The 21,838-nt window shown below is 54.5% G+C and carries 13 protein-coding genes; 4 read left to right on the top strand and 9 right to left on the bottom strand.

What is annotated here, in order from left to right:
* Positions 1 to 200: 200 nt before the first annotated feature.
* The gene (locus ACFSX3_RS04300) at positions 201 to 533 is read left to right on the top strand and encodes a GNAT family N-acetyltransferase (protein ID WP_209992065.1); all 333 of its coding nucleotides are present in this window, start codon (positions 201 to 203) and stop codon (positions 531 to 533) included.
* On the opposite strand, the gene ACFSX3_RS04295 is transcribed toward ACFSX3_RS04300, so the two are convergent.
* The 6 genes from ACFSX3_RS04295 to ACFSX3_RS04270 form a co-directional block, all read right to left on the bottom strand.
* A complete protein-coding gene (locus ACFSX3_RS04295) occupies positions 528 to 3,911 on the bottom strand; it encodes a HEAT repeat domain-containing protein (RefSeq protein ID WP_209991952.1) in 3,384 nt (1,127 codons plus the stop codon). The two genes, ACFSX3_RS04300 and ACFSX3_RS04295, sit on opposite strands and share 6 nt — an antisense overlap.
* 142 nt (positions 3,912 to 4,053) lie before the next feature.
* On the bottom strand, positions 4,054 to 4,812 hold the full coding sequence (yaaA, locus tag ACFSX3_RS04290; RefSeq protein ID WP_209991953.1) for a peroxide stress protein YaaA: 759 nt from the start codon (positions 4,810 to 4,812) through the stop codon (positions 4,054 to 4,056).
* Positions 4,813 to 4,893: 81 nt separating this feature from the next.
* On the bottom strand, positions 4,894 to 6,045 hold the full coding sequence (locus ACFSX3_RS04285; RefSeq protein WP_209991954.1) for a GyrI-like domain-containing protein: 1,152 nt from the start codon (positions 6,043 to 6,045) through the stop codon (positions 4,894 to 4,896).
* 58 nt (positions 6,046 to 6,103) lie between these two features.
* A complete protein-coding gene (locus ACFSX3_RS04280; RefSeq protein WP_209991955.1) occupies positions 6,104 to 7,375 on the bottom strand; it encodes a helix-turn-helix domain-containing protein in 1,272 nt (423 codons plus the stop codon).
* A 153-nt stretch (positions 7,376 to 7,528) separates the two neighbouring features.
* Entirely contained in the window at positions 7,529 to 9,709 is a 2,181-nt protein-coding gene (gene gnpA, locus ACFSX3_RS04275) for a 1,3-beta-galactosyl-N-acetylhexosamine phosphorylase (protein ID WP_209991956.1), read from the bottom strand.
* Between the two features lie 12 nt (positions 9,710 to 9,721).
* Entirely contained in the window at positions 9,722 to 10,741 is a 1,020-nt protein-coding gene (locus ACFSX3_RS04270; protein WP_209991957.1) for a glycoside hydrolase family 88/105 protein, read from the bottom strand.
* A gap of 195 nt (positions 10,742 to 10,936) precedes the next feature.
* On the opposite strand from ACFSX3_RS04270, the gene ACFSX3_RS04265 reads away from it, so the two are divergent.
* Both ACFSX3_RS04265 and ACFSX3_RS04260 read left to right on the top strand, forming a co-directional pair.
* The gene (locus tag ACFSX3_RS04265) at positions 10,937 to 11,878 is read left to right on the top strand and encodes a helix-turn-helix domain-containing protein (RefSeq protein ID WP_209991958.1); all 942 of its coding nucleotides are present in this window, start codon (positions 10,937 to 10,939) and stop codon (positions 11,876 to 11,878) included.
* Positions 11,879 to 11,924: 46 nt separating this feature from the next.
* A complete protein-coding gene (locus ACFSX3_RS04260) occupies positions 11,925 to 12,353 on the top strand; it encodes an IS3 family transposase (protein ID WP_209991959.1) in 429 nt (142 codons plus the stop codon).
* Positions 12,354 to 12,409: 56 nt separating this feature from the next.
* Here the strand turns inward: ACFSX3_RS04260 and ACFSX3_RS04255 are convergent, their stop codons facing one another.
* Entirely contained in the window at positions 12,410 to 12,832 is a 423-nt protein-coding gene (locus tag ACFSX3_RS04255; RefSeq protein ID WP_209991960.1) for an NUDIX hydrolase, read from the bottom strand.
* Between the two features lie 183 nt (positions 12,833 to 13,015).
* Positions 13,016 to 19,327, bottom strand: coding sequence for an S-layer homology domain-containing protein (locus tag ACFSX3_RS04250; protein WP_209991961.1), 6,312 nt, complete (start codon positions 19,325 to 19,327; stop codon positions 13,016 to 13,018).
* A 557-nt stretch (positions 19,328 to 19,884) separates the two neighbouring features.
* Here ACFSX3_RS04250 and ACFSX3_RS04245 point away from each other — a divergent pair.
* The gene (locus ACFSX3_RS04245; RefSeq protein ID WP_209991962.1) at positions 19,885 to 20,487 is read left to right on the top strand and encodes a DUF4304 domain-containing protein; all 603 of its coding nucleotides are present in this window, start codon (positions 19,885 to 19,887) and stop codon (positions 20,485 to 20,487) included.
* 85 nt (positions 20,488 to 20,572) lie between these two features.
* Here ACFSX3_RS04245 and ACFSX3_RS04240 read toward each other — a convergent pair whose 3' ends face one another.
* Positions 20,573 to 21,742, bottom strand: coding sequence for a DUF4317 family protein (locus ACFSX3_RS04240; protein WP_209991963.1), 1,170 nt, complete (start codon positions 21,740 to 21,742; stop codon positions 20,573 to 20,575).
* Positions 21,743 to 21,838: the final 96 nt, after the last annotated feature.

The following is a 21,838-nucleotide window of genomic DNA, read 5'->3' as shown; positions in this document are numbered from 1 at the left end:
TATAATATGTAATCACACCCGTTTTGGCAATCATCTGGCTGTTTTACTTGTGAATATTTTCACTATGATGATTCTATTGTACCAATGATTGGGAGTTTCGTCATTATTCTTTTCGGATTCCTGGTTCCAAGAACGGCGGACCCCGGCGAAGAGCAGTTGTCTTCTCCTCCGATTGCCGTATGCTATAATCACCCCGCAGGATTGAAGACCTGCGTCCCCTAGTCCAGCAAGGAATCGCAGAGATCCAGCATCTGCTCGTATATACCGATCCCGAGGGGCAGCCGTTCGGCTTCATCGGCATTCAGGATCAGAAGATTGAAATGCTGTTCGTAGACCCGGCTGCCCGGGGACAGGGGATAGGCAAAAGTCTGGTGAACTATGTCATACACGCTCTGAATGTGCATGCTGTGGATGTGAACGAAGACAATCCCCAGGCTACCGGCTTCTATGAACATTTAGGCTTCCGGGTCTACGCCCGCTCCAAACAGGATGAGCAAGGCAAGCCTTGGCCCATCCTGCATATGCGGTTATAGCATGAACAGCCGGGACTCCCTCACCGTCCAAATATTCAGCGCCTGCGAGCGGACTGCGGGATTCGCATGATTCCTGTAGTCCCGCAGACGCTCTGACGGTTCCGGGCTCCAGCGCAGCGCGCTTCCCGCTGCTTCCAGTAAGGACAGTCCGAGATACGGAGCTTCATAAGACGGTTCTGCCCGCAGCACATCCACAATCTCAAGCAGTGTCTCCGGTGTCCAGTATCCGGCACTGTTCTCCAGGCTGACGGCAAGCCCGTGGTACAACTCGCTCAAGAGCTGCGGCTGACGGATTACCTCCTGCGCGATCCGCTTCACATACACGGACGCTTCCTCAACGTCACTCCAGTCGATCACTGCAATATATAAGGTCAGGACCAGCTGTTGTAATGTCTCATCGGCGGCCAGAATATCGATCAGCTCCAGGTACAACGGGGTAAGCTGCACCCTTGTACTCTTGGGCAGACCTGTAAGCTGGTTGATGAGCACCTGCAAGCGTTGCCGGTGGGGCAGATCTCTGTCCGCTGCTGCATTCCATTCCTTCCTCATGGCGGTAGCCGCCAGCTGCCGGCAGATACCAGCCACAACCTCATTCACCTTGCCGTCCCGGGCGGCTTCAATCAGTGTCATCATCGCGAACTCCCAGCTGGAGCTGTCCTTCAGACCCGCAACCGCCTGAGCCGCAGCCGCCGCAACGGTACCTTCATAACCGCTTGTCCACCACTTCATGGAACTATAAGCCTGGCTGCTGACGGATACATCCGGGTGACCGGCAATGGCTATGATTAAGTCCAGATAGCGCGGTCTGTAGGCAAGCGGAAGTGCATCAGGCTGCTGGGACAACAAGCTCACTGCGATATCACGCTCTGGAGATGCCGCGATGGCGCGCAGCACCTCCCAGCTCCGTTCATCGTCCAGCAGCCTTCTGGCAGCATGCCCAATGGCGATGATGACATCCTTATGCGCCTTAGGCTTTGCGAATTCATTCAATAGCAGCGGAAGACTATCCTCACTTCTATACGCACCGAGCAGGCGGACGGCTTCCTTGCGGACGGTGATCTTCAGCTTCTCCCGGCTCAGCAGCGACTTCAGTGCCTGAGACAGCTGCTGCGGACTGACCCGGCGGATGCACCTTGGGATGGAGTACATCGCTACACGAGCCCGATCACCATCAAGATGCTCCAGCAGCACAGGCAGGGATTTCTCCGGCTCCTCCAGCAGGGACAAGGCATGAAGCGCTGCCTCCGCTACCGCCACCTCTTTGTCCTGTACCAGCTTATACAGCCGCTCCGGGTTCCAATCCGGCATACTTGCCATAATTCTGATCGCCCGCGAACGTTCAAACAAGCTGTACTTGGGGCCGAAGGCAATGATGCTCAACAGGGAGCCATACGCCTCCTGCTGGCGCGGCAGCCAGCGGTGGAATCCGTCCGCAGCCGGAACAGGATATACCGTTTTGCCCGAGAGGAACTTGCCCTTGATCGCAGCCCCCGAAATATAAGGGTCCAGCCATTCCTGACGCTTCAGATGCAGATGCACGAACACCTCGTGGATGGTAATATACGATGAATCTGCGTCCAGCAGTTCCTTCACCCGTTCATCGCGCGTCTGCAGCGGCTTCAGCCAGAGCCGGGTTGCCCGGATCGCGGTTGCCTCTGTTTTGGCTCGGGCAGCTTCCCGTAAGAGCTGCTGTAGCTTAACGATCCCGTACCCCCTTTTGCCAAAAGAGTTCGCCAGGCTCAGCACCAAATCATAGTTTTCTCTCTTGCCCGCCTGTGCAGCATAAGCGTAGATTCCGCTGAAAATGATCTCTTCCACGCCCCGCGGCATATTCTTCGCAAGGGGTGGCAGCGAGAGCTGCCCGTCCTGCTTCGCCAGCTTCTGGAGCGTGTTTAGCGCGAACTTGAACAGCTCCCCGCCCGGCTCCGCCGCCTGATGGCGCAGAATCGAGAAGGCCAATTGCTGCACAGAGTACCTAGTACCGTAGGAGGTGTCTCTGGCATCAATTACACTGTCCACCAGCACAGTAAGCGCAGGGACATGAGCAGCCTCGTACACAGACGCCGGACTCTCCGACAGCTCCTTGAACACCGCGCTCCGCACAGGGTCCTGATCATTACGGATACGACTTAAGGTCAGCAGTGTAGCATCCATGCCCTGCCTTGCCAGAACCGTGCTGCGGATCAGCTGCATCAGCGCCGTAGCGCGTTCGTCGGCATTCGATACCCGGGTTGCCTGCTCAAGCTGCTCACGGACCTGAAGAATTGAGCGGGCGGCGGTGATGCGCAGGGAGCGCTCCCGGTTCTCCCTGATCTCACGCAGACCCAACATCCGGGCAGCCTCCCGATCACGCAGCGCATGTGGCAATACATACAGTAACCTCTCCGGAAAAATCCACTCCCGGCGCTTCTCCTCCTCATACACAGCATCGAAAATCTCCTGGCGCCAGGACGGCGCAAGATGCTCCAGCAGCCGCGCCACATGCTGGGGCTGGTCCGCCAGCAGCTTGGCAAGCTGCGACCATTGGTCCATGGTGAGGAGCTTCGCCCGCTTAAGCACAGCTTCAGGCAGACCATAAGTCATAAGCTCACCACGCGTCTGCGTCCGGATCAGCAGCTCATACACCGCGCCTGGTCTCAGGCGCATCAGTATGCCGAGATTCGCCTTAAGCGAAGGCGGCAGCATGTCTGCCGGTCCATGGTTCACTGCATAGGCCAGCACCAGGTCAGGCTTGTGATTGGACAGCTGCTCCATCGCGGAGGAGAAGCGCGACCAGACCATCCCCTTGGCCCTAAGCGGGGCTGCTTCCAGCTCTCTGGTGAAGCACTCAGCGACCACCTCCAGATGGCGGCTGGCCAGCTTTTTCCAATCCTTAATGGCGTACCCCAGCTCGACAAGCCGCGCGCGGACGGTTGCCGCAGAGCAGGCCTGCAGCACAATCGCCGCTTCCTCCGGGCCCCACCGGGCCTGTACCACAGGCAATAGCCGTTCCGCCAGCTCCTGGCGGTTCATCAGGGCAACCGTACGCAGCAGCTTGCGGCGGCAGTCCTGTGACAGCTGCGGAAGCTCGCGTTCGATCTCTTCGGCTGAGGCGACTTTGGGCAGCAGGCCCGCAGCCATATTCCTGATGCTCGCCATAGGATGATGGAGCGCAGAGCCGATCACAGAAGCATCCAGCGTGGCGATCGCCCCCATCAGGGCCAGACGCGACTCATAAGCCCCGCCCTCCAGTAAGGAGGTAAGTAACTGTGAGTATTCCCGGGACCCCAGGTGATCGCGGCCTAATCCTGTGATTGCTCTGATTCTATCGGAATACCCCAGTGCATCCAGTTCCCCCAGTAAGTGCTCTTTATTCAATAGGCCTCGGCTCCTAATCATAAGTCCTCCTCCTGAATCTGTTCTAAGTTATTCCTTATTTTACAAAAAGCGAGCTTTCGCCCGCAACAAGCAAAAGGGTAACCCCGAATCCGGTGCTTCCACCATCTGTAGGATTACCCTCTATACTGCTCACTCTATCAGTCTACTCTTTGTCTTGTTTGGCCTGGATGAACACATAGGTGCTCTCATTCGACAAGGCCGCCTCATACCGGAAATCAAACCCGCTGAAGCCCTGAATCTCCTCGACGCTGGTAATCTGCTGCTCCGCCATGAACCGGACCATCTCGCCTCTGGCCATTTTGACCAGCGTCGCCCGCTCCACCACCTTGCCGCCGATCTCCTGCCCGAATACAACGCTAACCATCCGGACATGGCTCCTCAAGTACGGAGAGATGCACTTGCTGTATTCCTTGGAGGCTAGATTCACTATAGTGTCACTCTCCGCGAACAGCTGGTCCGCTAATCTTCTGTTCCAGAACTCATAGAGGGTACTGAAGCCCGGCCCGCCCAGCTTGGCCTGCATCTCCAGCCTGTAAGGGACCACCCCGTCGAACGGCCGGACGATCCCATAGAACCCGGACAGTATCCGCAAGTGCTGCTGCAGGTAGTCCAGCTCCTCCGTCTGAAAAATCCCCGGCGCCATGTACTGGTACTGGATGCCCTCATAGGCGAAGATCGCCGGGGTCAGATTCCGGGTGAGGTCCATCTCTTCAATCCGCTGCATATTCAGCGCAGCAATAGCATCATTGCATTTCCACAGCGCCTTGGCTTCTGCGTAACTGAGCTTACGGAGCAGGGCCAGGAGCGTCTGTGACTCACTTAAGAACTGCGGAGCCTGGCGGGATTCCAGGAAATCCGTGTCCGTCTTCATCTTTTTGGCAGGTGAAATGATGATTCTCATGATACGCTCTTTTCTACCCCTACGGGAAAATAAATGTACCTCTATACTATCATATTATCCCTCCGCCGGCCCCCGGCCAAGTTATTCAGCAGCAAGCGGGATGAAGACAGAGGCGCAGTTCGCCTGGCGGAACCGGGCAATCACATGCCTGCTCCAGTCGCGCGTATACTCAGGGTGGGTGCTCAGGTACAGCTCCTCCAGATGATTGAACGCGGCATCGTACGGGATGCCCGGATTATCGCCGTTCACCTCAAGCTGGGTAATATGCAGATAGATGCCCCCGGGTACAGTTACCTTCTCCACACTATCAGGAAGGCCATCGAAGCTGCTGACTCTTGTGCCGAAGCAGGAATGCACCTTCCCCTCCTCCCCGCTGTTCACCGGAAACCCGTAATAGTCATGCAGATAATACCGGGCTGCCCCGGTGGCGAATACCTGATCCTGTACGCCAAAATATTTGGTAATCACAAACTCTTCATCCTCCGGCAGCGTCATGCTGCAGGCAATCTTCATCTCCGGCAGCGTCACCGGCTTGAAGCGCAGGGAGCTGAACTGTTCGGCCGTATTCCCCGGCAGGATCACCGGTTCGTATTTGGTAAGAATATCACCGGACGGGTCATATGTATTGAAGCTGAGGCCGGCGGGATTATAGACATAACCCGTATCCTTGCGAAATTCACCCACGAAATATTCATCAGCGTGCATCCGTTCCTCATAGCCGATCCGCCCGGTACTCTTCGATTCATTGATCAGAACCTTGGCATACCGGCAAGCGGGTACTATCAGCGTCTCCGTATACTCCGGCAAATGCGCAGGCAGCCCCTCGAAGCTGCTCACCTCCATGCCCACAATCACTTTGTAGTTGCCATCTCCTTGAACCTCGGTGCGCACCGTGACAATCTCCCGGCCCCTAATCTGGCGCTCCATCAGACTGGAGAGCAGTGCGATCTCTCCTTCTGCCGCCAGCTTTTTCGTATAAAAGTAATCATTAACCGTACCGCCCGCCTGCCCGGAATCATAATACCCCCCATAGCCCCGGCTCTCATACGATATCGGCAGCGCAATCCCCACGACCTTCATTTCCGGCCTGTCCACAATGCTGCACAGCTCCGTAACCTGCTCTACATGAACCTCACTCGACATCTCCATCTGCTTCAGCTCCTCCACCATTCTCAGGATTGCCGGCTTCACACGGGGACTATAGCCTTCAGCTGCTTGCTTACTCAGATTCATAGGTCAGCTCCTCTCCTGGTTAAGCTCAAGTATAGTAGCTTGCGGTTCGTAAATATTATCACTTCTTAACATCTTTCAGCTTCATCCACACGCTCATGGTTATGGCATCCGGGCGGCCCGGGGCTACTGTCTCATAGATCGTAAACGCAAGCGCCCCCTCCCTGCTCCACCCGTTCTCCCGTACCCAGCGCTCCAAAAGCGCGATAAACATTCCCCGGTCCCCATAGCTGCTGCTCTCAAGCACCGCATACCTGCCGGCGGGAGCCTGCAGAATCTGAAGGCCGCTATCTTCGGCCAGCGCTATCGCTTGCCCCCGTTCCAGCCGGACTCCGCAGGTATAGCGGCCGCCGTGCTGGATGACGCAGAACATGCTTGCCGTTCTTAGTACCTCAGGATGATACCTTGAGCAATAATTCATCACGGCTGCTGCTGCCGCCTCTTCCGCCTGCTCCCCTTCCCTGGACGCAGCCAGAAATTCAAGACCTTCACTCCAGCTCATACTGATCTTGTCATAATCCGTCCGCTTCCTGACCGGCACATACAGAATCAGCTTCTTCACCTCGCAGCCCTTGCGGATATACTCTTCCCCATAGCACTCCTCATCCTGCTCGAACATGCTGGTCCTCAGCCACTTCAGAACCAGATAGTCCCAGGCCAGTCCGATCTCAGCCTCATCGCTTCGGACCGCCAACTTGGCACAGGTTAAGCTGCGTTCCGGGACAACCTCCAGCTCCCGGAAGATACTTCCGGTTAAGCTGTGCATCAAGGCTGGATCATGCTCCACCGCAAGCTCATAACAGAACAAGCCGCCCTGCGGCTGCCCGTCTCTCCCGAAGAGTCTGCTCTGGTAGGCTGGGAGAAGAGCGTATAGCGATTCCAGCGCTTGCTGTTCAATGCCGCCGTGCCTGGTTGAATAGAATTTCATATGTATGGTTGCAGGAAGGATCTCTGTGCTGACGGTTACCTGCCTGACGGCTTCACTGTCGAATCTGGGGAAGAAATAGCAGGCAGTACTTTTTTGATAGGCTAGCGGGGTTAATCTTGTGGCTGATTTCACATACTTGCATAAGGCTTGCTGGGAGCTGTAGCCGCAGGCGTATGCAATCTCGGTAAGCGGACGCTGCGTGCTCCTGATCATCCCGAGCGCCACCGAGAGCCTGCGCTTGCGGATGTACTCTTTGACCGAGTGGCCGGTATAGGAATAGAAGTCACGATACAGCTGCATCAGCGAGGTGTATCCAGCCTGCGCAGCTTGTTCAAGCGGAATTTCCTCGTGCAGATGCTCCTCAATGAAGGCGATGGATTGTCTGAAGCGGGCGGACCCTGGCATAGGCATTCCTCCGGGAAGTACAGCATGCATTTCAACATAAGTCGTAGCGGCTGCAGTTGCCAAAAAAATCCCGCCTTGGTACGCATTATAAAGAGGCGTGGCGGGAGCGGTTACCATAATTATACATACTTAACTCTAAAGGTTCAACGGATCTTAGCCATTCGATTCCCCAATCACCCGAATCACCGTATCAAAAGCTTCCAGCTCCACAACCTGCGGACCATAGTCCGTCTCGATGGTGGTCTGCTGCGGCTGGCCGCTATTGTTAATCACAACCAGGCGCTTACTCTGCGGATAATACGCACACTCAGTATAAAGATTATCCGGGAGGTAGCGGGTCTCCTCCAGCTCATTGCCGGCATAGCGGATCAGATTCAGCAGCAGGCGGGTGTTCTCCCAGCTGAAGGCAAAGGACGGCAGGTAGATGCCCTTCCCTTTCCCGAAGCTATTCACAGTCAAGGACAGCTTGCCCTCTGCCTCATGGACCACCGCAGCAGCCCCGTCGGTCAGATAGACCCCGTTCTTCGGCGTGAGGCTGACGCCATCCGGCACCAGACCCTGCACCGGCTGAACCTCATAGGCCCACTTGCCATGCGCTACCCGCGCGCCGGTGTCCTCATCCACCCCGAGAACATGCGCCAGCCGGAAGTAGTGATCATAGCCGTCCACGGCGGAAGGCTGATTCACTCCGATCAACGCACCGCCCTTATATACCCATTCCGTCAAGGCATCCACTGCCTGGCTGTCCTTCCAGTGGTCCCCGCCGCTCCATGCTGAACCGGCACTGCCTGCATTGATCACCACATCCACTTCCTGCAAGGCACCCTGGCGGACATCCCCGAAGTCGATGAAGCGCACCTCCACCGGTAAGCCGGACAAGGCCTCATTGATATGAATCAGGTCATTCATATACGTCTCATGGAAGTGGCCCGACAGGGTCCACGACCGCAGCTTGCCCCACGAGTGCAGAACAGCTACCTTAGTCTTGATGTGATAAGGCTGCCCCTGCCGGTGCAGCTCCTTGATCTCCCTGAATTCATCCGCAATCTTCTCAATGTACGCACAGAAATCCGGGTAAGGCTCGACCAGATGCAGATAGCCGCCCAGGCCAATCCGGTCGACCGGCTCACGCAGGAGGGCACGCCGGATGTTAATCCAGTATTGCTTCGCATCGAGTGTGGGATTGCCCCCTTCCATGAAGGTAGGTGCACCACCCAGGCCAACCGGGAACAGATACGGATGCAGCCGGATCTCATGCGTCTCCACCTTCACCCCTGAACAGAGTCTGGCTTCATAACCCGAGAACACGCATTTAATCATCCCGTCGAAGCCGAACTCCCCGAAGCGGTCATTATATGGCTCTGCGCCCACCCAGCTGTCATCGTAGAAGACATACGCCAGCTTGCCGTGCTTATGGACAATGTCAATTAACTGCTTGCCGAACCCGATGACAAAATCATTGATAAAAGCCATATAGTCGAGCTTACGCTGCTCTGCCGGAATATGACTGACACGGTATTTGCCGCCGTTCACGAAATCCTCTGCGGTCAGCGAATAGCCGTATTGCTCCGCGAACAGATCCAGGCCCCGCGCACTCACCGTGAAGTCGTAGGACCCCCAGTCCGAAAACAGATGGCGGTTCTGCCCGCTGCTGCCCCAGATCCAGGCAAAATTGTAGAACAGGGAGGTGAACCGGACCACTGTCGTCGCCTGATGCTCCCCGCACCAGTCCTCCATCCAGTCCAGCAGGTACTGCCGGGTCCCCTTATACATCGGATCGATCTGCATCAGATGCTCTTTGTCCCAGTGATTCGTCGTGTGGTTGTACATGGAGATCTCTTCCCAGATCCGGTAGGCCATGAAGCTGACGGTATATTTATGCCAAGGCGTAATGCCGGTCAGCACCACATTGCCGGATTCCCGGTCATAATTCCACTGCTCCTTCGGCACCTCCGCCCCGGTCGTCCGGTCGTACACCTGCCAGTACTTGAACGCTTCACGGGAATCATTCACCCTGAATTGCTCTGCGAAGAAATCCTCCAGCAGGTAGATGGATATGTAATCCTGTACAGCCACCTTCGGACTTGTAATCAGGAAGGTCTGCTGCAGCTTGTCCGGGTTCTTCGACGCCCAGCCGTTATGGTCGCGGATGATGCATAGGGTCGAATAGATGCCGTAACCGGCATTGATAATCTCTTCCGACAACTGTGTGCCGTCACTGTCACGAATGACATCGGCCCCCCAGCGTTCGGCAAGCTTCAGCGTCAGTGCTTCATAACCGGCTTCCCCCGGCAGGGTAAAAGCTCCTGTGGAGCCTGTAGATGGTGTCGGCAAAGTAGATTCCTCCTATTTGAGCAGATCTGACAGGAACGCAAGCGCGAGGCCCTGGCCCCAGCCCTGAGTCCAGTCCTTGGGAATATGGCGGTACCCTTCACGGTCCTTCATGACGGCGGTGCCGCCCGATACGTTCAATACGCGTCCGTCTTCAGTGATGTTCTCCAGAATACCCTTCAGAGCCTTTTGCACATATTTGGTATGCAGCGGATTGCCGTTATTCACCATGGCCGCCGCGATCCCGCAGGATGCCGATACCTCTTCATAGGACTCCTCATCGTCCAGCAGCGTACGCCACAGGCCGTTCTCCGTCTGTACCAGCTTCAACGCCGCCAGCTGATCCCGGAGCGAGCACTCCACATCCATACACTGCGGGTACAGGTACCACTCCTTAAGCAGCGGCTTCACCTGCGACATCGTATAGGCTCCCCAGGCGTTCGCCCGGCCCCAGTACAGCCCGGACATATGGTCCTGCTTCACATGGTTATAACCGTGGAACCAGAGGCCGGTGCCCGGGTCTTGTAAGTATTTGATATGCCAGTAATACTGGTTAAGCGCGTCCTGGATCAGCTCCTGATCCTCCAGCTTGCTGCCCACACGCAGCAGGAAGAACGCCGCCATGAACAGCGTATCCGCCCAGGCCTGCTCCGGGAAGTCATTGGACACCGAGACTGTATGCTGCAGCACCTGATCCCCGAACCGCAGCGCGCTCCCCCGGATATAGCCGATTTTACTCATCACAATATCCCAGTACTTCTGGTCTCCGGTCTCTTCGTACAAGGTGATCAGCATATGGCCCATTGCACAGGTGTTGACCGTCCAGTCGGGCAGCCCCAGTTCGATATATTCATCCACCCACTTCACCAGCTGGTCCAGGTATTCCTGGTTCCCCGTGGTCTGGTAGGCTCTGGACACCCCGTAATAGGCAACGCCGCAAGGCCACTCCCACGTTAAATCCATCGCCAGTGTCTTCCTTGCAACCTTATCGATTACACTTAAGATTTCATCCCGGTTATATTTAACTTGAAGCATGTGTATTCCCCTCTCCTGTTCCCTGTGTCTCTTGAAGGCAGCTACCATCCGTCCATCCGCGTGCAAGCGCTTTACAGAATCTATTGTAAGCAGTAAAATGTTCTACATCTAAGCACATTCACATCAAAACTGCGCAGTTTCGACCCTTTATTCTTCATTCCTATTCTAACGCAAGAAGAACAGGAGCTGCTGAAGATGCCCAGAAAAAAGAAACCCGTCATCGAATACCGCCACTACAGCCTGCCGATCCATTTCCCTGTCCTGCTGCTCAGCGGCGAACGCTGGAAGATCTCTGACATCAAGAGCGAGCACCTGCATTTCCACAACCATCTGGAGATCGGGATCTGCTATTCAGATAGCGGGATTATGGAGATTAAGGGCGAGAGCGTCCCTTTTGCTGCCGGGGATGTGACCTTCCTGCCGCGGTATCTGCCCCATACGACGTACAGTTCGCCGGGTGAGGCCAGTCTGTGGTCCTATCTGTTTTTCTCGCCGGAGGATCTGTTTCAGCATTCCTTCAAGAGCGCCTACAGCAACTTCGAGCCGAATCTTTGGGCGGTGCAGGGCAGCAATTGTATCCTAAGCAGGGAAAAGCACCCTCTAGTCTATACGCTGGCTACCTCCATCGTCCTCGAATTGCAGCAGCAGAAGCCTTACTATCAGGAGAGTGCGTACGGCTTACTGCTGTCCCTGTACATAGAGCTGCTCCGCATTCATTCTACGAACGAAGCCTTGAGCGGCCAGGAGGCCGGGCATAGCCTGAAGGGCGATTTCGTGATCTCCCCTGCGCTGGAGTATATCACCAGGAATTATATGACGCCGATGACCATTAATGATCTAGCCGAGCTGTGCCACTTAAGCACCACCCACTTCCGCCGCAAATTCCACGACATCATGGGCACCGCCCCCCTGGATTTCCTGAGCAGCACCCGGATTGAAGAAGCCTGCAAGCAGCTTAAGAGCACGGAGGATTCGGTTCTGGAGATCTCGGAGAAGGTCGGCTTCCACTCCATCTCCAGCTTCAACCGCTGCTTCTCCAAGCTGATGGGCGTCCCGCCCAAGGAATGGCGCAAGGGTGCACAGTCGGAGGCGCAATCGGCGAAGGCGAGTATTCTGGAGTTCACGGGGTGGGTGTGAGTATCCATACTGAACGCAAAAGTAACGTAACGAGGAGGTCCTTCCCATGAAGCACGCAGATCAAAGGCAGGATTCGACAGAGCCGGTGTCAGCAAATGAAGAGGAGCTTGCCCGCCTGCAAAAGAGTCTGCCTGAGCACCCGCTGTCCAAGTCCCTGCGGTTCCAGTTCATCGAAGACCACCGCTCCGAGTTCCCTGTAGAGAAGATGTGCAAGGTGCTTGAAGTCTCACGAAGCGGATTCTACAAATGGAGAAACGCCGAGGTCAGCAACCAGGCGAAGCGCAAGGCCCTGCTGCTGACGCGGATCACCGAACTTTTCGAAGCTAACCATGGCCAATTCGGCAGTCCCAGAATCACCCTCCTCTTAAGAGAAGAAGGCTACATTATCAGCGAACGGACCGTAGGCAAGTTCATGAAGGAGCTTGGTTTACGCTCGTCCTACTCCCTGCGTACGAATAAACCTATGAAAGACTGACGGTGAGGAAGGATTAAAGCTCTAATGGAGGGTAGGTCTGCCGCACAGCCTAAATGTTATTTTCTTGCCAGTGCTACTCTTCTTATACTTTCTTTGGTCCAGGGAGGGGTCAGGGGATGATCCATGATTTCATCGTGGGTCATCCAATGGACGGCTTCGACTTCATCAGGACTCCGGTTAGTGGCTGTACCACTCTCATATTCACATAGGAACACCATATTGATGACATGGCGCCCATCCTCGGTTACGAAGGAGGAGCTATACACAAAAGTAACCGCATCCTTGATCACGATGCCAACCTCCTCATCGCATTCGCGCTTTACCGTCCGTTCGAGGATTTCGAGCGTATTGCCTTCAACGTCCACTTTTCCCCCTACAAGAGCCAGAGTCCCTCCGGCATGTTCTTCTTTGGTACTTCTAGTAATCACAAGCCATTTACCATCCTTATAGATTGCACCTTCTACGTTAACAATGAACATACCTCCATGCCCCTCTCCTGAAAATTCTGTTGAAGCCAATTATAGCAAATACCAGACCTCATATAGCAAATACAAGGCTTCCAATCGCCCGGGTATTCAGCAAGTGTATAAAACGTCAAAAAAGCGAATTCAGCTTATGCCTGAATCCGCTTTTTTGGCGTTTGTACCGTTTAGTTTATACCATTAATCAATCAGCTCTGACTTCTGAAGCAGACGCTGGATCAGCACCGCCACTTCTGCGCGGGTGACGTTAGCCTGCGCCTCCAGCTTATTGCCGCCGCGGCCGGTGATTAAGCCGGCGGATGCTGCGAGCGCCAGGCTGTCCTTCGCCCAGGCGCCAACGCGACCTGCATCTGTGAAGGCTGCAAGCACACCAGCGGTGTCCACTGTGCCGGTCTGTTCTGCGAGACCGGTCAGCTTCATCGCCTTAGCGATGATGTTCATGGCCTGCTCGCGTGTGATCCGGTCTCCGGGACGGAAGGTTCCGTCCTCGAAGCCGGTGATCAGACCCGCTTCGGAGGCTGTCCCGACTGCTGCTGCATACCAGCTATCCGCCGGAACATCTGCAAACTTCGCGGTCTCTTCGCCCAGCTTCAGGCCCAGACCGCGTACGATAATCGCTGCGAACTCTGCCCGGGTGATGTCGGCGTTCGGGTTGAACGCGGATTCGTTCACCCCGTTAATGACCAGACGGGAGCCCATGTCATTCACAGCATTCTTCGCCCAATGCTTCTCCACATCCGCGAACGTCAGCGGATGCCAGACCACCGAATAGGTGCTGTTGGTCAGACTGTTGATCTCTGCGTAATAATTACCATCCTTCAGGATGATTCTGGTGGGTACATGACGAACCGTTCCATCCGGATCGACAACGATACCTGTTGTAAGCCGGTTCGGGTTAATCCCCTGCGGAAGCGCCACTGTCCGCGATACATAAGCATTGAACCGGTTCAACTCTACTGTCGAGGTCCCGGAAGAAGCGGTAACTATGAAATCCAGGGCTGGCGCTGCAAGGGTGAGGCCGCCCCTGCTTGCCGCAGCGGTGACCAACTGATTCATGGCAGCCGAAGCATCACCAATGGTAATTCTCAGCGTAATATCCTCCAGCTTAGTCCCGTTACCTAATCTTGCGGCCAATGCGCCGATGTTAATCTCGGATGCAGGTAACGTATAGCTTCCCTTGCTGGTCTGAAGCACCAGGGTTGCCGCCACATTCTCCATATTCTTGATCATCTGGCCGCTCAATTCGCCGACAATCACATTCGAATCCAGCATCATCGGAATAGTTACTACAGCCCCATTCCCTTCCGCATCCAGCTTCGCCTGCAATCTGACCGGATCTACGGCGATGGTCGTTGTTCTAAGGTTACCGGAGGTCGTGGTCGTTGCTTTGCCCGCGTTCTCCTCTTTGCCGTTCACCAGGACAATCACATCGGTGACCGTACTGGACGGATTCCCGGAAGGGGTCCCGGGACTTGGGTTATTTCCGCTTCCCGGGCTGACTGGCTCGGGAGTTGGCGTTACCGGAGTAGTCATCGTAACTACTGCAATTACGCTGCCGTATTTTACCACCCTACCTTCTGCATCTACCTCAGCAATGCCAAGCGTATCTCCATCGGCTGCCGGAATCAGCCCTTCACTGCCTACAAGCGTGTATCCGCTCAGGAGATCTCCCACATTCGGCACGATGATGCTGCCAGCACCAAAATTCTTATACAGCAGCTTATGTCCATCAGCCGGTGCAGGCGTAACCTTGATTTGTGTATAGCCGTTACTCTCTGCACCACTCGGATCACTGGCACTCACAGCCAAGTCCCCGGCAGGGACCAAGACATTCGTTGTAAAAGTCAGCGTAGTTGCCGGTCCCGCCGGAAGCGATCCGCTGGCCGCCACCCGTACCTTCACGGTATGCTCACCGCTAAGATCCGGCAGGTTCGTTCCGTCATAACGTACGAAAGGTCCGTCATCCACGGAGAATTCCATGCTGGTGTTCAGACCTATAATCGTATTGTTCAGATCATCCGCCACCACTTCTGGAGCCGCCGGGATCACGGCATCCGAGTCATGCACAGTCACCTGAGCAATAGCAGAAGCAAAGTCCGTTGACGTAGCCTTCACCCGCACATAATACGTGCCCGGTGCAAGGCCGGTAATCGAAGTGTCTGTAACTTCTGTCCAAGCCTCTGTGTCCCCAATCTGGTATTCCATCTGGACGGTCAGATTCTGCAGTGTTCCGTCATTGGCTCCGTTATAGGTGACATCCGTTACACTCACTCCGACTGGAGCGGCCTGACGCGCGGGAATACTCAACACTTGCGTTTCACTATCGGTGGTGGTCACCCCGTCGCCCGTCTTCACGATAATTAGGGTGGTACCCAGCCAGCTGCTGTCTAGCAGCAACGTTCCATCTGTGGCGGCCGTTACAGCCATACCATTTACGGTGTATACCCCTTCTGGAATCAGACCTGTCAATCGCTCAGCGGCGTAATCAATCACCGCCGCAGGCGTCACTTCCGCCTCAGATGCAAAGGAGGTCACTGTCACTTCCACCGCAGCTGAGCTGAACGCCGTTGCTGTCGCCTTCGTGCGGACATCATAAATGCCTGGTGCAAGGCCTGTAACGGTGGTGCCTGGAACATCTGTCCATGCGCTTGCTGTACCTTTTTTATATTCCATGGCTGTAGTCACATTCGTGAGCGTGCCATCCTTCGCATGAATCGCCGTTTCGTCCGTTGAAGCTACACCCGCAGGTGCTGCCGGACGGGCAGGAATAGTCACGGTCTGCGCCGCACTATCTATGGTCGTTGACGCATTCCCCTGCTTCACTAGGCTCAGAGAGCTGCCCAGCCAAGAGTTATCCAGTGCCAGCTTACCGTCAACATCCGCTGTTACTGTCAACGAACCATTCACTGTATACGTACCGTTCGCCGTCAGACCGCTCAGCTGTTCAGCTTCGTAGTCAATGACCGCTGTTGGCGTGGCTTCCAGAATGGGCACGTAGGCATTCACTGTTACAGCTTGTGCTTCCGAGGCAAAAGCAGTCACCGTACCCTTCGTACGGACATAGTACGTATCCGGGACTAACCCGCTTACGCTAGTGCCTGTGACATCTGTCCAAGCGCCTGCTGAACCTTTTTTATACTCCATGGCTGTTGTCACATTCGTGATCGTACCGTTCTTCGCGTTAATCGCCGTCTCATCCGTTGCCGCCATTCCGGCAGGTGCTGCCGGGCGGGCAGGAATGGTCAGGGTCTGCGCCGCACTGTCGATGGTCGTTGACGCATTCCCCTGCTTCACAAGACTAAGGGAACTGCCCAGCCAGCCGTTATCCAGTGCCAGCTTACCGTCTGCATCCACTGTTACTGTCAACGTACCATTCAGTGTATACATACCGTTCGCCGTCAGACCGCTCAGCTGTTCAGCTTCGTAGTCAATGACCGCTGCCGGAATGGCTTCCGGTATCGCTACATATGCTACCACATTCACGCTTTGTGCTTCCGAAGCAAAAGCCGTCAAAGTCGCCTTGGTCTGGACGTAGTACGTACCCGGAGCAAGCCCCGTCACCGTTGTACCCGTCACATCCATCCATACGCCTGCGGCACCTTGCTTGTACTCCATGGCCGCAGTCACATTCGTAAGCGTACCGTTCTTCGCATTAATCGCCGTCTCATCCGTTGCTGCAACTCCGGCAGGTGCTGCCGGACGAACAGGAATGCTCACGGTTTGCGCTGCACTATCAATGGTCGTGGACGCATTTCCCTGCTTCACAAGGCTCAGAGAAGTTCCGAGCCAAGAGCTATCCAGTGCCAGCTTGCCCGCCGCATCCGCGTATATCGATAACGTGCCATTCACCGTATAGAGACCATTCGCCATCAGACCGCTCAGTTGCTCGGCCCCATAGTCAATCACCGCTGCTGGGATCGTCTCTACCATTGGCACGTAGGCATTTACCGTTACACTATGTGCTTCCGAGGCAAAAGACGACGCCGTCCGTTTCACACGGACCTCGTACGTACCCGGAGCAAGCCCCGTCACCGTTGTATCCGTCACATCCGTCCATGTTCCCAATGCGCCTTGCTTATACTCCATCGCAGCAGTCACATTCGTAAGTGTACCGTTGTTCGCCTCTATTCCCATTTCATCCGTTGCCGTCACACCTGTTGGTGTCGCCGGACGGGATGGAATGCTCAGCATCTGCGCCGCACTGTCTACGGTTGTCGTAGCATTCCCCTGCTTCACAATACTCAGGGACTCTCCCAGCCAGCTCTGCTCCAGCGCCAGCGTGCCAGCCGCAGTCGCCGTTACCGCTGTACCGTTCACGGTATACTTGCCATTCGCCGTCAGGCCGCCCAGTTGCTCGGCCCCATAGTCAATCACCGCTGCCGGGGTTGTCTCTGCCGTTGGCACATATGCATTCACCGTTACGCTATGTGCTTCCGAGGCAAAAGACGACGCCGTCCGTTTCACACGGACCTCGTACGTACCCGGAGCAAGCCCCGTCACCGTTGTACCGGTCACATCCGTCCATGTTCCCAATGCGCCTTGCTTATACTCCATCGCAGCAGTCACATTCGTAAGTGTACCGTTGTTCGCCTCTATTCCCATTTCATCCGTTGCCGTCACACCTGTTGGTGTCGCCGGACGGGATGGAATGCTCAGCACCTGCGCCGCACTGTCTACGGTTGTCGAAGCATTCCCCTGCTTCACAATACTCAGGGACTCTCCCAGCCAGCTCTGCTCCAGCACCAGTGTGCCAGCCGCAGTCGCCGTTACCGCTGTACCGTTCACGGTATACTTGCCATTCGCCGTCAGACCGCTTAGTTGCTCGGCTGTGTAGTCGATCACCGCTGCCGGAGTCGGCTCCGGCGCTGGCTTGAACAGCGATACGGTTGCCGTCAGCGGCGAACCGCTGACTGTGTATCCGCTTGGCGAATTCACAGCCACGGATACATCGCCCTCGCCGGTCACTGAAGTAAGCGCAAGGCTCCAGGCGGTTCCTGACCCGCTCAAGGAACCTTTTACCGCAGAGCCTGTACCAGCTGTAATGGTGATATCGTCTGCCGTCAGTCCGGTAAGCGCAGCATCGAAGGTCAGGTCAATCTTCGTTGAAGTGGTTGTTCCCGGCACACCGTCCGCTACAGCCGATTGCAGCACGACCGGAGTTAAGACCTCTCTGTTGAACAGCTTGCCGGTGATTCTGAAATGAGTGGCATCTGTATTATCCGTTGTGATGAAAACAATCTTGTCGCCGAAGGCCGGATATACAGCGAACTTCGGAGAATATTCCACATCGAACATCCAGCTGTCTTCATTGTATCCCTGAAATACGGCCGGAGCGGAATCCACAGGCTGGTCGGTTGTATACAGCAGGGTCCCGTCATTGTCATAGTAATTCAGGTAAGCGTACTGGGTTCCCGCCCACTCTGTACCGTAGTTATAGGCATCATTAATAGCCTGATTCGATGCAGCGTCGGTGCTTACTGTAACGAATCCCGGCAGTGCGCCTTTCTTATAGACAGCGGCAGATGCTACGCCCAGAGAACCATTTACGGTAAATCCGCCTTGGCTTACACCCGCGTTGTCATATAGGGAGACACTGGTGATTCCGGTTTGCCAGCTGTATTGACTGAACATGAAATTCCCGTTGCTCAGCGTTGACAGATACAACTGCTTCTCATTCGTTCTCGCTCCAATATTAATAGTGGTTATGGAGGTTCCGCTGTTATTAAATAACTGGAGAAAGATATTATCGTTCGAGGGTCCTGAATTGTAAGCCGCCATATACACGCCGTCACCAGCAGCTACGTAGGACATGCTCGCATTAGCATCTACCAGCAGGGTTTCGCTTGACACCGGTACGCCCGCAGCAGTGAACACACGGGTAACCGTGCTTTTATTGTCATTTCGTTGCCAGGAAAAAGCGATATCGCCGTTAGATAACTCCGCCGCAGATACAAAGCGCGTTAGCTGCGGCAGACTGGCCGCACTGAAGGTATTCAGCCGGGTCTGGCCGGTCACCTTCTGGCCGTTCTTATCCAGCACCATGAAATAGGCATTTGGCGTACTCTCAGTAACTGTGCCTAGCTGCAGGTTGTTCTGGCCAGAGTCGCTTTTACTGTACATAATCAGCAGATTGCCGTTATTGAGAGCAAGCATACTCACATACGTCATTTTGTAATAGGTGTCCATCAGGTTGCCCAGGTTAACGTCCGTTATAAGCGTTCCTGCGCTGTTAAAAACCCTTAAGAAATTAGAGGCCGTGTAAGAATTCCCCTGATAAACGAATGAATTCAGCAGAACCGCCGTACTTCCATCCTGCAGGCCCTGCGCATCCGCCAGATTCTTGCCTGCCGAATACGTAACCGGAGGCTCAATGACAAAATCAGCCGCTTCATTGAACGACGGCACCGCCGCATAGGCACGGAGTGACATCATGGGCAGCAGCCCGATCACCAATACCACAGCCAGCCCGATCTTCCCCAATTTCTTAAACATCGCTTTCCTCCTTGTCGAATGACCATTTCCATAATATTGATAACGCTTCCGTAAAACTCTGAACATGCTGCACACACTCTGCACATGCCCGGCATTAGCAAGCATTAGTTTTCCATACTGGTTTATCGACATTTTTCGCGTTAAAGTTAACTAATTCGACAAATAAATTTAGGCATTTCGTTAATAAGTATGCTTTAGGCCCTTGCGGGATGTGAAAAGACGAAAATGCGCGCAAAAAAGCCCGCTCTGTCGATTGAACAGAACGGGCTGATAAATATCCTCTACATTTCTTCCACATACCGTTTGGCTTCCTTCACGGATATATCCGTATGCCGACGTCTACCCGCTTGATGGAGGAAATGAGCTGTCCATCCTTTTTTAGCTGACGGACATACTCCTGGACCTCACCTTCATTCTCCTTTCCTGCCTCCTATCCTATATTTACCCAGAATGAAGTCATTTGAGGTTATTCTGTTTATAGTACAATTATAGCTGTCAGCCAACACGTTATAATATGCAGCCTATTATCAACCCAGGTGAAGGAGGATTTACTTACTATGAATGAATTATTAAATATGAAGGAATTGTTCACGCAGATCATCAAGCAGGACGTCAAACCTTTTTTCTCCGAACGGGGTTATCGCACAAAGGATCTGAATTTCTACAAAACAGAAGGCCAACTCAGCTATAAAATCAATATCCAGAAATTCAAGTACAATACACACAAGGAACTCAGCTTCTATGTGAATTACAGCCTTAATTCCGAAGAGCTTGCGCAATATAGGCCTGCTTCGTCTCTGGGCTTGCCTCACTTCTATGTCCGGATCAGGAACATCGTCCCCGCCGCCCCTGAACGCTACTTCCTGACTCCGGAGGTAGATGTGGACAAGTTCACGGCAGACCTGCTGCTCCACTTGGATCAGGGGCTCCAATTCATGTATACCCTAACCGATGCCAGGGCCATTATTGAATACTATATGCCGAAGATAGCACTGCATTTAAGTGAGGAGACCTTCGGGTTCCTGCTGGATACAGGGGATACAGAGACTGCGGAGCAATACCTGAAGCAGCTCCAAGCGAAATACGGCGCCGAGAAGCGCTGGGCGATCTTGGAGAAGAAGTATGCAGCGGTCTGGGAGAAATACGGAAGCTCTTCCTAGCGCACCCACCCTCCACAAATAAAAGGGCTTCCCGCTCTCGTAAGGAGACATCGGGATAGCCCTTTTCAATATACATGTGTACAGGTTAGGATAAGTTCTCTGTCAGCAGCGTAAATCCTTCAATCACCGCATCTTCATCAATCTCAATCATGATGCAGCGCTTGCCCTGGTAATTCACCTGCCGCACATATCTCAGGTCCTGCGGGCTGATCGTGATGGATGCAACCTTCGTGTCGATCTTGATCGACTTGGAGGTGAACTTCGGGATGACACTGCTGGCCTTCAGCTCATAGTGCTTATTGTCCACAATGGTCTCGAACGCACGCTCTACCTTCTCCGCCGTCACATCCTCCACGCCGCTGGCCTTCAGCACACGCTCAACATCGCGGTAATCGAGTCTCGGCGGTTCTTCCTCTTCCGCGTTGTCTTCAATCACCTGATGAATCTCCTCGTACACCTGGGCAATGGTCGCCACATCGATCTGTTCGCCCGCCACTTCCTTCACAATATCTTCAAAAATAGACCGTTCCTCCAGCGCCGTCACCGACCGCTCCGCATTCAGCACCTGCTCGATAAACTGCGGGTTCGGATTATTCGCGCTTCCCGTGCAGTACAGCACACGGTTAATATCCGAATAGTTGTCGGTCACACTCGGGTAGAAAAAGCCTTGCTCTGGTGTGCTGAGCTTGATGATCGGATCAACCATGATATTATATTTGAACTCCCGCTCCACATAATCGAACAAAAGCGTCTTACGCTGCTGCTCCGTCGAATTCACGCTGCACAAAATGAACGGATGCGCGAATACCTCGTCCTTCCCGGTCTGCTCGGCTTCGTCATTACGCGCCTTAGTCGGCCGGAAGTATTGCCCCCGCACGAAGGTGATGACCGCATCCTTCTCATACTTGGCATCCACCAGCATTTTGTCCACCAGCATGAGCATCAGGTCCTGCCACTCCTCCGGGTCACCGGTTATCAGCCCCTGGTGCAGCATCACTTGGGACGGCTCCTCCGCCTCCTCCAGGAACTTCAGCTCGAACAGCTTTTGATCCAGCTCGCCCGTCAGCAGCTTCCGGAAGTTGCTCATATACAGCTCCTGCTTCTCGCGTTCCAGCATGGCGAACGGCTGGCGTTCGAAGTGGTAGATTTCATTCGTTTCTTTCATAATATAGACATTCAGAATATCGTACAGATTCAGCTGATCATGGTCCATCTTGAACTGCTTGCGTATATGTGCGGCTTCTTTCTTAATCATGGCTTGGAACACAGCTCCTATGAAATGAATTGGTTGTATCAGTATAAACGATAGCATAAGCCTTCGCTAGAAGGGTTGGACTATCCAATGATTCAT

Source organism: Paenibacillus rhizoplanae (assembly GCF_042684125.1).
Classification (GTDB): domain Bacteria; phylum Bacillota; class Bacilli; order Paenibacillales; family Paenibacillaceae; genus Paenibacillus_AQ; species Paenibacillus_AQ rhizoplanae.
The sequence above is the reverse complement of the archived record's forward strand: the minus strand, read 5'-3'. Positions and strand labels throughout refer to the sequence as shown.

Coding starts and splice junctions, on each gene's coding strand:
- yaaA (WP_209991953.1), bottom strand. CDS start 4,812: ATGAGAATCATCATTTCACCTGCCAAAAAGATGAAGACGGACACGGAT.
- ACFSX3_RS04295 (WP_209991952.1), bottom strand. CDS start 3,911: ATGATTAGGAGCCGAGGCCTATTGAATAAAGAGCACTTACTGGGGGAA.
- ACFSX3_RS04270 (WP_209991957.1), bottom strand. CDS start 10,741: ATGCTTCAAGTTAAATATAACCGGGATGAAATCTTAAGTGTAATCGAT.
- ACFSX3_RS04260 (WP_209991959.1), top strand. CDS start 11,925: ATGAAGCACGCAGATCAAAGGCAGGATTCGACAGAGCCGGTGTCAGCA.
- ACFSX3_RS04255 (WP_209991960.1), bottom strand. CDS start 12,832: ATGTTCATTGTTAACGTAGAAGGTGCAATCTATAAGGATGGTAAATGG.
- ACFSX3_RS04245 (WP_209991962.1), top strand. CDS start 19,885: ATGAATGAATTATTAAATATGAAGGAATTGTTCACGCAGATCATCAAG.
- ACFSX3_RS04250 (WP_209991961.1), bottom strand. CDS start 19,327: ATGTTTAAGAAATTGGGGAAGATCGGGCTGGCTGTGGTATTGGTGATC.
- ACFSX3_RS04240 (WP_209991963.1), bottom strand. CDS start 21,742: ATGATTAAGAAAGAAGCCGCACATATACGCAAGCAGTTCAAGATGGAC.
- ACFSX3_RS04265 (WP_209991958.1), top strand. CDS start 10,937: ATGCCCAGAAAAAAGAAACCCGTCATCGAATACCGCCACTACAGCCTG.
- ACFSX3_RS04285 (WP_209991954.1), bottom strand. CDS start 6,045: ATGAATCTGAGTAAGCAAGCAGCTGAAGGCTATAGTCCCCGTGTGAAG.
- ACFSX3_RS04280 (WP_209991955.1), bottom strand. CDS start 7,375: ATGCCAGGGTCCGCCCGCTTCAGACAATCCATCGCCTTCATTGAGGAG.